The organism is Thermithiobacillus tepidarius DSM 3134, from assembly GCF_000423825.1.
Lineage (GTDB): Bacteria > Pseudomonadota > Gammaproteobacteria > Acidithiobacillales > Thermithiobacillaceae > Thermithiobacillus > Thermithiobacillus tepidarius.
This window is the reverse complement of record NZ_KE384096.1, coordinates 239,387-253,121: the sequence shown is the minus strand read 5'-3', so window position 1 is coordinate 253,121 and position 13,735 is coordinate 239,387. Positions and strand designations below refer to the sequence as shown.

Here is a 13,735-nt window from a genome sequence, read left to right as displayed (position 1 = left end):
CTGTGGGGGCGACGCTGCGGCGGCCCGGGATTGTGCGCACGTCAAAATTTCGGCGCAGCAAGCCCGTCGCAAGCGCCGCTTCTGTGTCATCGTTTTTATGAATTGCCGCCCTGTCGCGGGCAACAGGGCACTAAGTGCGGCTGGAGATAAATTCCCCTTCCCTCTCCAAGCGCTGGGCGCGCAGGCCCTGTTGCCGAAAGCGCCCCCAAGTGGCCGGATCCAGCTCCACCGCCATGGACCAGCCCCCCTGCTCATCCGGATCCTCCTGCAGGACTTGACCGTGCTCGTGCAGGCGGGCACGCCAGCGGCCCTCTCCCGGCGTCAGGTGGACCCGCAAACGGACGCGTTCGGCGCCCAGCTGCCGATCCAGCGCTTCCAGCAGCATAGGAATGCCGTCACCGGTATGCGCGGACAGCCAGACCCGCTCCGGCAGGCCGTCGGCATTGTGCAACACGGCCGGCCCGCGGTCCAGGCAATCGATCTTGTTGAAGACGGTGATGCACGGAATCTCGTCGGCGCCGATTTCCCGCAGCACCGCCGCCACCTGCTCCATTTGCGCCGCGTGCTCGGGATTGGCGGCATCCACCACGTGCACCAGCAGATCCGCCGCCGCCACCTCTTCCAAGGTGGCGCGGAAGGCGGCCACCAGCTGGTGGGGCAAATGGCGCACGAAGCCCACCGTGTCCGTCAGCACGACGTGCATGCCGCTGGGCAGGCTCAGGCGCCGCATGGTGGGATCAAGCGTGGCGAAGAGTTGATCTGCCGCCAGGACTTGCGCCTGGGTGAGGCGATTGAACAGGGTGGACTTGCCGGCATTGGTGTAGCCCACCAGGGAGACCGTGGTGATGGGCGCCCGCTGCCGGGCCCGGCGGCGCAACGCCCGCCCGGCCCGCACCTTTTCCAGGCGCTGCTTGAGGGTGCGAATGCGCTGCCCCAGCATGCGGCGATCCAGTTCGAGCTGGGTTTCACCCGGACCGCGCAGGCCGATGCCGCCGCGCTGGCGCTCCAGATGGGTCCAGCCGCGCACCAGACGCGTGCGCAGGTGCTCGAGCTGCGCCAGCTCCACCTGCAGCTGGCCCTCGTGGGTATGGGCGCGGCTGGCGAAAATGTCGAGAATCAGCCCCACGCGATCCAGGACCCGGCACGACAACTCGCGCTCCAGATTGCGTTCCTGCACCGGGCTGAGGGCGTGATTGAAGATCACCAAGTCCGCCTGCTGTTCCTGCACCAGCGCGCGGATTTCCGCGACCTTGCCCGAACCGATGAACAGGCCCGGATCCGGGTGGCTGCGACTGCCGGTCACCTCGCCCACGATCTCCGCCCCGGCGCTGAGGCTCAGCTGGCGCAGCTCCTCGACATCCTCCTGCTCTTCGCGCTGGCTGCTCAGGGCAATGTGGACGAGTACGGCACGGTTGCCGGCCTGGGGCCTGTCAAACAATCCTTACTCCTCGCTGCCGCTCGACCGCTCCCCTTCGCTGGGCATGGGCAGCCGCACGTCGCGACTCGGGACCACCGTGGAAATGGCGTGTTTGTAGACCATCTGGCTCACGGAATTGCGCAGCAGCACCACGAACTGATCGAAGGATTCGATGTAGCCTTGCAGTTTGATTCCGTTGACCAGGTAAATGGATACCGCAACATGTTCTCGACGAAGTAGGTTCAGAAAAGGATCCTGCAGGACCTGTCCTTTAGTAGCCATTTGTAGGTCATCTCCTCGTTTATATTATTTGGCTAATTGCCGCTGCCAAGCCGACGCTCTGATGCAAGCCTACGTTGTCCGACCTAGTGCATGGTTCTAGCAGTATGAAAGTCTAGCAGATTTTAATTTTTTTCCCTATTCCACTAAAAGGCCTATGGCTGCGCCGGCGGACTAGTGCTTGCGTTGCCAGCAAGCTTCGATCAGGGACAAGGCCGCAGCCAGCGGCTGGCCACCCTCGGCGACCGGCAAGAGGTGGCTTGCCGTTTCGCCCCGCAGCCAGGTCAGCTGCCGCTTGGCCAGCTGGCGGGTTGCCTGCACGGCCGCCGCGCTGGCCAGCTCGAGGGTCGTTTCCCCGCTCACGTAGGGCAACAACTGCCGGTATCCGACCGCGCGCATGGCGGGAAGTTCAGGACCGTAACCCTGGTGCCGCAAGGCAGCCACTTCATCCACGAAACCCGCCCGCAGCATGGCCGCGAAGCGCTCGGCAATGCGCTGGTACAGCAGCTCGCGGGGCGGCGCCAGCACCAGCTTCAGAAAGCGGTATTCCTGCGCTTGGCGGCCTTGCAGGGCCTGCCACTGGCTCAGGGTGCGTCCCGTCGACCGGAAGACCGCCAGCGCCCGCTGGATGCGCTGGCTGTCGTTGGGATGAATGCGCGCTGCGGCCAGCGGGTCGATCGCACTGAGCTGCCGGTGCAGCGCCGGCCAGCCCAGATGCCGACCTTCGGCGTCGAGCACCGCCCGCAGCGCTGGATCGACCTCGGGGATCTCGGCCAGCCCCTGTTCCAGCGCGCGGAAGTAGAGCCCGGTGCCGCCCACCAACACCGGCAGGCGACCCCGCGCGCGGCTCGCGGCCAGGCAGTCCAGCGCATCGCGGCGGAAATCGCCGGCGCAGTAGCTTTGATCCGGATCGCGAATGTCGATCAGGGCATGGGGATACTGCGCCAGGAGCTCGGGAGCGGGCTTGGCGGTGCCGATGTCCATCCGGCGATACACCAGAGCGGAATCCACGCTGATGAGATCCACCGGCAGGCGGGCCGCCAGGGCGACGGCCAGGTCGGTTTTGCCGCTGGCGGTCGGTCCCATCAGGAAAACGGCGGGGTAAGCGCTTTGCTCGGCCATCACATGGCCCTCAGCGGCCGCGCAGAAAGAGGCGATCCAGCTCCTCCAGGCTGAGCTGCACGTAAGTGGGCCGGCCGTGATTGCACTGGCCGGCGCGCGGCGTGCTTTCGATCTGGCGCAGGAGCGCGTCCATTTCCGCCAGCGTCAGGCGATGATTGGTCTTGACGGCCGCGCGGCAGGCGATGTTGGCCACCAGGCCGTTGAGCAGATCCTGGGCCTGGCGGCTGTCGCCGAACTCGCGCAGGTCCGCCAGCATCTCTTCGAAGAGGGCGCCCAGATCACGCCCCTGCAGCAGGCGCGGGACGCTGCGCACGGCGAGGCTGGTCGGACCCAGCGGCGTGCAGTCGAAGCCGGCCTCGGCAAAGAGCGCCTGGTGTGCCTCCCATAGGGCCATCTGCTCGGGCGTCAGCTGCACCCGCACGGGAATCAGCAGGTGCTGACTGGCCTGCCCGGTGCCCAAGGCCGCCTTGAGCTCTTCGTAAATGACCCGTTCGTGCGCCGCATGCTGATCCACCAGCACCACCCCAGCGGCATTCTGCGCCAGGATGAAGCGCTCATGCAGCTGGGCCACGGCGTGGCCCAAAGGATGGACCGGCGCATCTGGCGCGGGTGCGGTCGCCGCGGCCGGAATTTCCTGCATCGCCGGCGCCACCATGGTGGTCCAATAGCTGCTGCTGTCCTCCTGCAGCGCCAAGCTGCTCTGGACAGAGGCCGGCGCCCGGACCGGGACGGAGCCGCTGGAAACCGTGGATGCGGCGGCAACCGGCGGGGGCGCCACCGCCGCGGCGGCGCCCTGCGCCGGGACGGGACGGTAGTCCCCCAGCGCGTCGTGCAGCGTGCGGAACAGAAAATCATGCACCAGGCGGGCATCGCGGAAGCGCACCTCGTGCTTGGTGGGATGCACGTTGACGTCCACCGCCGCCGGGTCCAGTTCCAGGCAAAGGACGAAGGCAGGGTGGCGGCCCTTGAACAGCACGTCGGCAAAGGCTTGGCGCACGGCGTGGCCGACCACCTTGTCGCGCACCGGACGGCCGTTGACGAAGAAGTACTGGGCACCGCTGTTGGCCCGGTTGAAGGTTGGCAAACCGACCCAGCCGTGGAGGCGCAAGCCGAGATCCGCGTGCTCCAGATACAGGGATTCCTCCAGGAAGCCGGCGCCCAGGATCTCGGCCACGCGCCGGTGACGTGCTGCCTCGTCGGTGGCCGCGGCGAATTTGAGCTGGACGCGCTCGCCGTGCTGCAGGCGGAAAGCCACGTCAAAGCGGCTCAGGGCGGCGCTGCGCACCACTTCCTGCAGATGGAAGAACTCGGTGCGCTCGCCTTTGAGGAACTTGCGGCGCGCGGGAGTGTTGAAGAACAGATCGGCCACCTCGATGGTGGTCCCCACGGGATGGGCCGCGGGCGCCGCCGGCGCGATGTCGCCGCCCTGAGCCGTGATCTGCCGCCCTTCCAGGCTGGCCTCGCTGCGGGTGGCAAGCCGCAGGCGGGACACCGAAGCGATGGCCGGCAGCGCCTCGCCGCGAAAGCCGTAGCTGCTGATGCGCTCCAGGTCGTCGGCCTGGCGGATCTTGCTGGTGGCATGGCGGGCCAGGCACAGGGGCACGTCCTCAGGGTCGATGCCGTGGCCGTTGTCGCGCACGCGAATCAGGCGCAGCCCGCCCTCCTCGGCCCAGATCTCCACCTGATCGGCACCGGCATCCAGGCTGTTTTCCAACAACTCCTTCAGCACGGACGCGGGGCGTTCCACCACCTCGCCGGCGGCGATCTGGTTGATCAGCTGCGAGGGTAGCAGATGGATGCGGGAAGCGGACATGGGTGCAGGCGCGGCGGTTAGCCGACTCGGCTCAAGGGACAAGCAATTTTTGACCAGCCATCACCTGATCGGTTCGCAGGGCATTCACTTCCTGCAGCTTGGCGATGCTCACCGAGTACAGGCGGGCGATGCTGGACAGGGTCTCACCCACCCGCACCCGGTGCGTCCGGACATCCCGCTCACTCGGGCCGGCCGCCTGCAGGCGCGGCCCCTCGGCCTTGGCCAGGCGGCTCGCCGCCGGCAGCGGCAGGGCCCGGCCGTGGCGCGCCATGTATTGGCCGATGCCGAGGAAGATGGCTTCGGCGATCTGCTCCTGATAAGCCGGGTTGGTCAGCAGCTGCTCCTCGTCCGGGTTGGTGATGAAGCCGGTCTCCACCAGGACGGAAGGCACGTCCGGCGACTTCAACACCACAAAGCCGGCTTCGCCGAAGCGGCTCCGGTGCAGATGGGAGATCTGTCCCAACTGCCCCAGCACGCTGGTGGCCAGGCCCTGACTGTCGTTGATGGTGGCGGTCTGCGACAAATCCAGCAGCACCGAGGCCAGGACGTTGTCCTTGTCGGCGATCTTGACGCCGCCCACCAGGTCGGCCTGGTTTTCCTTGTTGGCCAGCATGGCGGCGGCCTGATCGCTGGCACCCTTGCGTGACAGTGTATAGACGCTGGCGCCGCGGGCAGAGGCGTTGACGGCGGCGTCCGCGTGGATGGAGATGAAGAGATCCGCGCCGACGCGGCGCGCCTTTTTGGTGCGGTCCCAGAGGGTCACGAAATAATCGCCGTCCCGGGTCAGGAAGGGGCGCATGCCGGGTGTTTGGGCGATACGCCGCGCCAATGCCCGGGCAATGGCCAGGGTCACGTTTTTTTCATAGGCGCCGTTGGGGCCGATGGCGCCCGGGTCCTCGCCGCCATGGCCGGCATCGATGGCGATCAGCCAGGGGCGGCCGGCATTGATAGTGGAGTAGGACGGTGCCGGCTTGTCCTGCTCCAAGTCTCCCAGCAAGGCCTTGATGGCGGCTTCGCGCGCCTTCTGGTCGCTGCTCATGTCCACCCCGGTCTTCTCGGAACCGGCCGGCACCTCGCCTTCGGTCTTGCCGGCCGGCGCCGCACTGGGTGCCGTTTCGCGCGGCTTCAGATCCAGCACCAGGCGATGACCGTAGGGCCCGGTCGGGCGCAGCAGAAAGGCGGAGCCGTCCAGGGGCACCAGGGTATCAATGGCGACGCTAACCACATCGCCGGGGCCGGGCAGGCGGCGCAGGGCACGCACGTACTTGTTGCCCGCGCCGATGAGCGGCAGATCTGCCGCGAAAGTCGCATCTTTGACGGTGAGGATCACCTGATCGTCGCTCTCCTGCACGGAAAAGCGCACGGCATCGGCCAGATCGAAGACTAGCCGCGCCTTGTCCGGGGCCTCCCAGAAGCGGGCGCGCTGCATGTCGACCGCAGCCACCGCATCCTGTGCCGTCATGGCGAAGGTGAACAAAAGCAGAAGAAAAAGGAGGTATAGTTGCTGTTTCATCCGTTTTCCTCCCTAGAGCCAGCCGGCCCCCCTGGCGCTGGCGTGCAGCAGGGACACGCGATGGGCATCCGCGCGCGCATCCAATTGCAAATGCAGATCCGGCGCGGGCAGCGCGCCGGCGGCCCGTTCCGGCCATTCGATCAGGCACAAAGCCCGGGCGTTAAGATAGTCACGGAAGCCCAGCATGTCCAGTTCCTCCGGATCGCTCAGGCGATACAGATCGAAGTGGTATACCGGCCCCCGCGCCGTCTCGTAGGGCTCGACCAACGTGTAGGTCGGGCTCTTGCTGCGCCCCGTGAAACCATGACCCGTCAGGATGCCACCGGCGAGGGTGGTCTTGCCCGCCCCCAGGTCGCCGCTCAGGTAGATCAGGCCGCCATCGACGATGCGCCGCCCCAGCGCTTCGCCCCAGCGGCGCATGTCCTCGGCCGTGGCAATCTCCCAGCTTCTCAAGGCTTCGTTTTGCCCAGCAGGGCCCGCAGGACGTCGGAACGGGTGATGATGCCGAGCAGGCGCTTGTCGTGGTCCACCACGGGCAAGGCATGCACGTGGCTTTGGGACAGCTTCTCCGCCACCGAATCCACGTCCTCGTCCGCTTCGGCATACACCAGGTTGACGCTGGCGAGCTGCTGCGCCGTGGTGGCGGTGGATTTGCGCAGGTCATCGGCAAACTCCTTGTAGCCACCCAGCGGAATGAAGCTGTCGAGGATGGTGATCACCGTCGGCAGATGCACCTTGCGCGTGGCATCGATGAGATCCTCCTGGCTGATCATGCCCTGCACCCTGCCGGCGCCGTCGACGACCGGCACGCTGTGATGCCCAACGCGCAACAGCACCTCGGCAACGGCATCGACGCTGTCGTCCGTCTTTACGCTGACTACCTGGGCGGTCATGATGTCGCGGGCTACTGCCATAATTGTCTCCTTCAAGTGCGGGGCGCCGAGGTCACTGCGTCCAGGGCCTCGGCCAGAGTGGCCAGAATGCGGTCGATTTCCTCGGCGGTGATGCTCAAAGGCGGCATGAGCACGAGAGTGTCCCCCAAAGGACGAGTATAGACGCCGCGCTCGATGGCGGCACGGCTGATGGCATACTCCACCCGCTCGCCATAGGGGTAGGCGCTCCCCGTCGACTTGTCCGCCACCACCTCGATGCCGACCATGAGACCGAACTGGCGCACCGCGCCGACGTGGGGGTGCTGCCAGAACGCTGCCAAGCCATCATGCAGATGCCGGATCCTGCCCGCCAGCCGCTCGAGGATCTGTTCGTCCTCGAAAATCTGCAGATTCTCCAATGCCACTGCGCAGGCCAGCGGGTTGCCGGTGAAGGTATGGCCGTGATAGAACTGCCGCGTCTCGCCGAATTCGCCGAGGAAGGCGTCGTAGATCCGCTGCGTCGTCAGGGTGGCGGCCAGCGGCAGATAGCCGCCGGACAGGCCCTTGCCCAGCGCCATCAGATCCGGGCGGACCGCTTCGTGCTCGCAGGCGAAGAGACGTCCGGTACGGCCGAAGCCGGTGGCCACTTCGTCAAGAATGAGCAGTACGTCATGGCGATCGCACAGCGCCCGCGCGCCCGCCAGGATGCCCTTGGGAAAGGGCAGCAGGCCGGCCGCGCCCTGAATGCCGCTTTCCATGACCAGGGCGGCGATCTCCCCGCCGCGCTCGCGCAACATCTCTTCCAGGCGCTGCAGCCAGGCCGCCGTGGCCGCCGGCTGGTCCCAGTCGCGCGCGCCGAACAGGGCGCGGGCCAGGCCATAGGGGCTGGGCAGGCGGTCGGCATGGAAGAGCAGATCCTGATAGACGTTGTGGAAAAGATCCATGCCGCCCACCGACACCGCGCCCACCGTGTCGCCGTGATAGGCGTTGTCCAGGGTCAGGAAGCGCCGCTTCTCCGGCCTGCCGCTGTTGCGCCAGAAGTGGAAGGCCATCTTGACGGCGATTTCCACCGCCTCGGCACCGTCTTCCGAATAGAACACCCGCTCCAGTCCCGCCGGGGCGAGTTCTGCCAGACGTTTGGCGAGCAGGATGGCCGGCGGGTTGCTGGCACCCAGGGTGGTGCTGTGCGCCACCCGCCCCATTTGCGCCTGCAGGGCGGCATCCAAGCGCGGATGACGGTGGCCGTGCACATTGCACCAGAGGCTGGATATGGCATCCAGATAGGCCTTGCCGTCCAGGTCGTAAAGGTAGTTGCCCGCGCCGCGCGCGAAGATCACGTTGTCCTCGCGGGCATAGACCTGCATCTGGGTGAAGGGATGCCAGAAGTAGCGCTTGTCCCAGGCGGCCAGTTGCTCTTTGTCCCAGGACGCGTCCGCCGGCTGCATTGCCGAAGCGGGTTGATGTTCTTGTGTCACGCTCATTGTTCCTTTAGCAAACCGGCCAGACTATCGATCAGATCGCGGGCCAGCAGGCTGGTCTGACCGCAGTGCGCGGCCGCCACATCGCCAGCCCGGGCATGCAGGCAGACGCCGAAGCAGGCGGCGGCCCACGGGTCCATGCGCTGGCCCAGCAGAGCCGACAGTATGCCGGTCAGCGCATCGCCCATGCCGCCGCTGGCCATGCCGGGATTGCCCAGCTCGCAACGGGCCAGCCGCTCGCCATCGCTGAGCAGGGTCTGGTGGCCCTTGAGCACGCAGATGCACCGGTAGCGCCGGGCGATCCGGCGCACGGCGGCGGCGCGATCCGCCTGCACGGCGATGGTGTCGCAGCCCAGCAGGCGGGCGGCCTCGCCGGGGTGCGGCGTCAGCAGGCGCACGGGGCCCGCCGGCAAAAGCGCGGGCCCGCGGATGGCCAGCAGATTGAGGGCATCGGCATCCCACACCTGCGGCGCGTCCAGGCCGGCCGCCTCCTCCACCAGCGTGTGGGAGCCGAGCCCGGTCCCCAGGCCGGGACCGACGGCCAGCACCACGCCGGGACGGTTCCACTGCCGCAAGGTCCCCGGCCAGTCCCGGGCCATGGCTTCGGGCACCCAGGCGGCCAAATGAGCACGGCTGTCCGGGTGGCAGGCCACCGTCACCAGGCCGGCGCCGCAACGGTAGGCCGCCAGGGCCGCCAGAGCCGCCGCGCCGCCCATGCCGCTGGCGCCGCCCAGCACCAATACGTGGCCATAATCGCCCTTGTGGCTGTCGGCACGGCGCGGGGGCAGGCCTGTCAGCGCCGGCCAACGCAGGGTCTCGGATGTGGAAGTGAACGGCTCGGGCATGGTTCCTCCGGCAACACGCTCGCACGCAGGCCGGCAGCTGGGCTTTGCTTCATTAGAAACGGTCGGCAAAACCCCTGTCAACGGGGCGACTCCATCGGATCAGATGCAGCACTCAGCGCGGCCGGGTAATGTCTTCCTCGGGATAGGCGCCGATCTTGTGCATGCTCAGGTCGGCGCCGTCGTATTCCTGTTCCTGGCTCAAACGGATGCCCACCAGGCGCTTGATCGCCCCGTAGACCACGAAGCCCGCCGCCACGGCGATCAGCACGCCCAATCCGGTGCCCAGCAGCTGGGAGAGCAGACTCACGCCGCCGCGACCGCCCAGGAAGGTCTGGCCGAAGATGCCGGCGGCGAGCCCGCCCCACAGGCCGGCCACACCGTGCAGCGGCCAGACGCCGAGCACGTCGTCGATGCGCCAGCGGTACTGCTGCAATACGAAGACCTTCACGAAGACCGCGCCCGCCACCGCGCCGATGAACAGGGCGGCAATCGGGTGGACCACGTCGGAGCCGGCGCAAATGGCCACCAGGCCGGCCAAGGCGCCGTTGTGGGCGAAGCCGGGATCGTTGCGGCCGAGCAGCAGGGCCGTGAGCAGGCCGCCCACCATGGCCATGAGCGAGTTCAAGGCCACCAGGCCCAGCGCCGCCGCCACATGCTGGGCGCTCATGACGTTGAAGCCGAACCAGCCGACCACCAGGATCCAGGAGCCCAGCGCCAGGAAAGGGATGTTGGAGGGTGGAATGGCATGCACCTCGCCATTCCTGCCGTAGCGGCCGCGGCGCGCACCCAGGTGCAGCACCGCCATCAGCGCGATCCAGCCGCCCATGGCGTGCACCACCACGGAACCGGCAAAGTCGTGAAAAGCGGCGCCGAAGTGGTGGGCGAGCCAGTCCTGCAGGCCGAAGTGGCCGTTCCAGGCCAGCCCCTCGAAGAAGGGATAGACCAGCCCCACCAGGATGGCGGTGGCCAGCAGCTGCGGATAGAAGCGCGCGCGCTCGGCGATGCCGCCGGAAATGATGGCGGGAATGGCCGCGGCGAAGGTCAGCAGAAAGAAAAACTTGACCAGTTCAAAGCCATGATCATGGGCCAGCAGCGCATTGGCATTGGCGAAAAAGGTGACGCCGTAGGCTACCCAGTAGCCCACGAAAAAGTAGGCGATGGTGGACATGCCGAAATCGGCGATGATCTTGACCAGGGCATTGACCTGGTTCTTGCGCCGCACCGTGCCGACTTCGAGGAAGGCGAAGCCCGCATGCATGGCGAGCACCATGACCGCGCCCATCAAGACGAAAAAGACATCGCCGCCCTGCAGGGCGGCCTGGAAATCCGGCATGGGATCACCCGACTCAGGAAGTACTCGGAATTTATATGTTCTTGTAATCTCGACCCGGTCAGGGCTCGATTGCGCGCCGTCCGCTCAGAGCGCTGCTCAAAGTGCCGCGATCGACGAATTCCAGCTCGCCGCCCACCGGCACGCCGTGGGCGATGCGGGTGGCGCGCAACCCGTGGCGCTGCACCAGATCGGCCAGGAAATGGGCGGTCGCCTCGCCTTCCACGGTGGGATTGGTGGCGAGAATCACTTCTTCGAAGCCGCCCTCGTCCAGCAGGCGCTCGAAGCGGTCCAGATGCAGCGCCTCCGGGCCGATGCCGTCCAGGGGCGAGAGGTGACCCATCAGCACGAAATAATAGCCATCGAAGGCGCCGGTGGCCTCGATGGCCGACACGTCCGCCGGGGTCTCCACCACGCACAGGAGCTTGGGATTGCGGCGCGCCGACTGGCAGATGCCGCACAGCGGCGCATCGCTCAAGTTGTTGCAGCGCTCGCAGTGGCGCACCACCTGGTCGGCATGGGCCAGCGCCGATGCCAGCTCGCCCATGACCGGTCGCTTGCGCTCCAGCAGGGCGTAGGCCATCCGCCGCGCCGAGCGCGGCCCTACGCCGGGCAGCTGCCGCAGCGCCTGCACGAGCGCTTCGATGACGGGGACGGTATAGGCCAAGGGCAACGCCTCCTCAGAAGGGCAGGTTCATCCCGGGAATGTTCAGGCCGCCGGTCAGGGAAGCCATCTTGTCCGCCGCAGTCTTTTCCGCTTGGCGTACCGCATCGTTGAAGGCCGCGGCCACCAGGTCCTCCAGCATCTCCTGATCCCCCTCCTGCAGCAGGCTGGGATCGATGCTGACACGGCGCACGTCGTTGCGGCAGGTCATGACCACCTTGACCATGCCGCCGCCGGCTTGGCCGGTGACCTCCATCTGCGCCAGCTCTTCCTGGGCGCGCTTCATGTTTTCCTGGATCTTCTGGGCCTGCTTCATGATATTGCCCAAGCCGCCTTTCATCATGGCACTCCTCCATTCATCTCACAATTCAGGTGCAGCGCGCTATTCCTTGGGTTCGACTTTAACAAGGTCGCCGCCGAAAGTCTCCAGGATGGCCTGCACCGTGGGATCCTGCCGAACGGCAGCCTCCGCCGCCTGCTGCCGCCGCTCGCGCTCCGCTGCCTGTTGCTGGGCCGGAGTCGCCGCCGGCGCCGATCCGCTGCCCAGCCGGGTAAAGCGCAGCCGGGGCAGCACACCGAAATACTCCTTGAGGGCGCGCTCCATGGCCGGCTTGAACTTGCCGCCCTCCAGCATGGCGCTGTGACTGGGGGCCAGCGCAATGGTCACCGCCTCCGACGTGAACTCCTGGGCGACCGAATGATCCAACACCGCCCGCCACAGGGGACTCAGGTTCAGGGATTGGATCACGCGCGCCCAGCCGAGCTCGCCGGCTGCCGCGGCGGGAGCCCGGGGCGTGGCGTCCGCAGCGGGCTGTCCGGCATCGCCTTGCGCTCCGCGCGCCGGGGCTGACACCCCCTGCCCTGCCGGCGTCGGTGCCGGCGAGGGCGCCTGCCGCTGGGCCGCAGGAGATGGTTCGCGGGCGGCGCCATTGCTGCGGGGGTAGGCGGCAGCGCCTGGCTCACGCACGGGCACCGCGCCTGCCGCTGCCGGGGCGCTGTCGTCGCCGTGCGGATGAAAGGCCAGCATCCGCAAAAATGCCATTTCCAGCCCCAGGCGGGCATCCGGTGAAAGGTGCAGATCGCGGCGCGCCAGCAGGGCGATCTGATAGTAAAGCTGCAGGTCCGCCGGCGCCACGGCCGCCGCCAGCCGGTCCAGGCGCTCCGCTTCCAGCGGGTCGTCCCCGGCGCCGTGGCGCACGACTTGGCGCATGGCCGCGGCATGCAGCGCCTGCAGCAGCTCGTCCAGCAGAGCCACCGGGTCGCGTCCCAGATTGATCAGCTGGTCGAGGGCGGCGAAGAGCGGCTGGGGGTCGCGAGCGGCCAAGGCATCCAGCAGGTCGAAGATCATGCCGCGGTCCGCTTGCCCAAGCATGTCCACCACCGCCTCGCGCCGCACTTCGCCGCCGCCGTGCACGATGGCTTGGTCCAGCAGGCTGAGCGCGTCGCGCAGGCTGCCGTCGGCCGCCCGTGCCAGCAGCGCCAGCGCGGCGGCGTCGAAGGGCACCTGCTCCGCCTGCAGAATGTGGGCCATGCGCTCGCGGATCAGCGCGGGATCCAATCGACGCAGGCTGAAGTGCAGGCAGCGGGACAGCACCGTCACCGGCAGCTTTTGCGGGTCGGTGGTGGCGAGCAGGAACTTGACGTGCGGCGGGGGTTCCTCCAGGGTTTTCAGGAGGGCGTTGAAGCTGTGGCTGGACAGCATGTGCACCTCATCGATGAGGTACACCTTGTAGCGGCCCACGGTGGGCGCGTACTGGACGTTTTCGAGCAGTTCGCGGGTGTCGTCCACCTTGGTGCGGCTGGCGGCGTCCACTTCGATCAGATCGACGAAGCGCCCCTCCTCGATCTCCATGCAGGCGCTGCACACGCCGCAGGGCGTGCTGCTCACGCCCTGCTCGCAATTGAGGCACTTGGCCAGCAGGCGGGCCACGGTGGTCTTGCCGACGCCGCGGGTGCCGGTGAACAGGAAGGCATGGTGCAGGCGCCCGGACTCCAGGGCGTGGGACACGGCCCGCACCACGTGCTCCTGGCCCACGTAGTCCGCGAACTGCTGCGGCCGCCACTTGCGGGCTAGGGCGAGGTAGTGCTGCATCAGGAATGGACCATCAAGGGAGTGGCGGCTCGGACCAGCCGCACCCCGGCACATGGATCAGCTGCTGCCGCTGCTCCCTTCCGGGCCTGACGGGGTTCACAACCTACCATTGCGAGGGGACCGGTCTTCGCCGCCATTGATCGGTTAAGCCTGCAGTGAAACAAACGGAAATTTGGCGGAGAGGGTGGGATTCGAACCCACGGTACCCTTTTGGAGTACACAGCATTTCCAGTGCTGCACCTTCGGCCGCTCGGTCACCTCTCCAGATGTGGAGCTATAGAAGCTTACTCCATACAGGCCCGGCGGGCAA

At 67.2% G+C, this 13,735-nt stretch carries 13 protein-coding genes, 1 tRNA gene and 1 other RNA gene; all 15 read right to left on the bottom strand.

The features are described from left to right. Window positions 1-130: 130 nt before the first annotated feature. The 15 genes from hflX to G579_RS0114320 all read right to left on the bottom strand — a co-directional run bounded on the left by hflX (window position 131) and on the right by G579_RS0114320 (window position 13,689). A complete protein-coding gene (hflX, locus tag G579_RS17860) occupies window positions 131-1,438 on the bottom strand; it encodes a ribosome rescue GTPase HflX (RefSeq protein WP_038020169.1) in 1,308 nt (435 codons plus the stop codon). A 3-nt stretch (window positions 1,439-1,441) separates the two neighbouring features. Further along, window positions 1,442-1,699 carry an RNA chaperone Hfq gene (gene hfq / locus G579_RS0114380; RefSeq protein WP_028990727.1) on the bottom strand — a complete coding sequence of 86 codons (258 nt, stop codon included), beginning with the start codon at window positions 1,697-1,699 and terminating at the stop codon, window positions 1,442-1,444. A 171-nt stretch (window positions 1,700-1,870) separates the two neighbouring features. Further along, entirely contained in the window at window positions 1,871-2,818 is a 948-nt protein-coding gene (miaA, locus tag G579_RS0114375; protein ID WP_028990726.1) for a tRNA (adenosine(37)-N6)-dimethylallyltransferase MiaA, read from the bottom strand. 10 nt (window positions 2,819-2,828) lie between these two features. Next, a complete protein-coding gene (gene mutL, locus G579_RS0114370; protein ID WP_028990725.1) occupies window positions 2,829-4,631 on the bottom strand; it encodes a DNA mismatch repair endonuclease MutL in 1,803 nt (600 codons plus the stop codon). A 31-nt stretch (window positions 4,632-4,662) separates the two neighbouring features. Continuing rightward, complete coding sequence (locus tag G579_RS0114365; RefSeq protein ID WP_028990724.1) at window positions 4,663-6,144, bottom strand: N-acetylmuramoyl-L-alanine amidase; 1,482 nt, start codon at window positions 6,142-6,144, stop codon at window positions 4,663-4,665. Between the two features lie 12 nt (window positions 6,145-6,156). Continuing rightward, window positions 6,157-6,597, bottom strand: a complete 441-nt coding sequence (tsaE, locus tag G579_RS0114360; protein WP_028990723.1) for a tRNA (adenosine(37)-N6)-threonylcarbamoyltransferase complex ATPase subunit type 1 TsaE — start codon at window positions 6,595-6,597, stop codon at window positions 6,157-6,159. Next, complete coding sequence (locus G579_RS0114355; protein ID WP_028990722.1) at window positions 6,594-7,058, bottom strand: CBS domain-containing protein; 465 nt, start codon at window positions 7,056-7,058, stop codon at window positions 6,594-6,596. Before G579_RS0114355 ends, tsaE begins: the two co-directional genes overlap by 4 nt. An 11-nt stretch (window positions 7,059-7,069) precedes the next feature. Beyond that, complete coding sequence (gene bioA / locus G579_RS0114350; protein WP_230973858.1) at window positions 7,070-8,491, bottom strand: adenosylmethionine--8-amino-7-oxononanoate transaminase; 1,422 nt, start codon at window positions 8,489-8,491, stop codon at window positions 7,070-7,072. A gap of 2 nt (window positions 8,492-8,493) precedes the next feature. Continuing rightward, window positions 8,494-9,339 (bottom strand): NAD(P)H-hydrate dehydratase, encoded by an 846-nt coding sequence (locus tag G579_RS0114345; protein WP_028990720.1) that lies wholly within the window; start codon window positions 9,337-9,339, stop codon window positions 8,494-8,496. A gap of 112 nt (window positions 9,340-9,451) precedes the next feature. Beyond that, entirely contained in the window at window positions 9,452-10,672 is a 1,221-nt protein-coding gene (locus G579_RS0114340) for an ammonium transporter (RefSeq protein WP_028990719.1), read from the bottom strand. Window positions 10,673-10,730: 58 nt separating this feature from the next. Beyond that, window positions 10,731-11,336 (bottom strand): recombination mediator RecR, encoded by a 606-nt coding sequence (gene recR / locus G579_RS0114335; protein ID WP_028990718.1) that lies wholly within the window; start codon window positions 11,334-11,336, stop codon window positions 10,731-10,733. 13 nt (window positions 11,337-11,349) lie between these two features. Continuing rightward, window positions 11,350-11,676: a YbaB/EbfC family nucleoid-associated protein gene (locus G579_RS0114330; RefSeq protein WP_028990717.1), complete on the bottom strand. Its 327-nt coding sequence runs from the start codon at window positions 11,674-11,676 to the stop codon at window positions 11,350-11,352. 39 nt (window positions 11,677-11,715) lie between these two features. Further along, window positions 11,716-13,425: a DNA polymerase III subunit gamma/tau gene (dnaX, locus tag G579_RS0114325; protein WP_028990716.1), complete on the bottom strand. Its 1,710-nt coding sequence runs from the start codon at window positions 13,423-13,425 to the stop codon at window positions 11,716-11,718. 29 nt (window positions 13,426-13,454) lie between these two features. After that, an RNA gene (gene ffs / locus G579_RS18810) (signal recognition particle sRNA small type) lies at window positions 13,455-13,551 on the bottom strand. A 47-nt stretch (window positions 13,552-13,598) separates the two neighbouring features. Beyond that, window positions 13,599-13,689: transfer RNA gene (locus tag G579_RS0114320), tRNA-Ser, on the bottom strand. Window positions 13,690-13,735 lie beyond the last annotated feature (46 nt).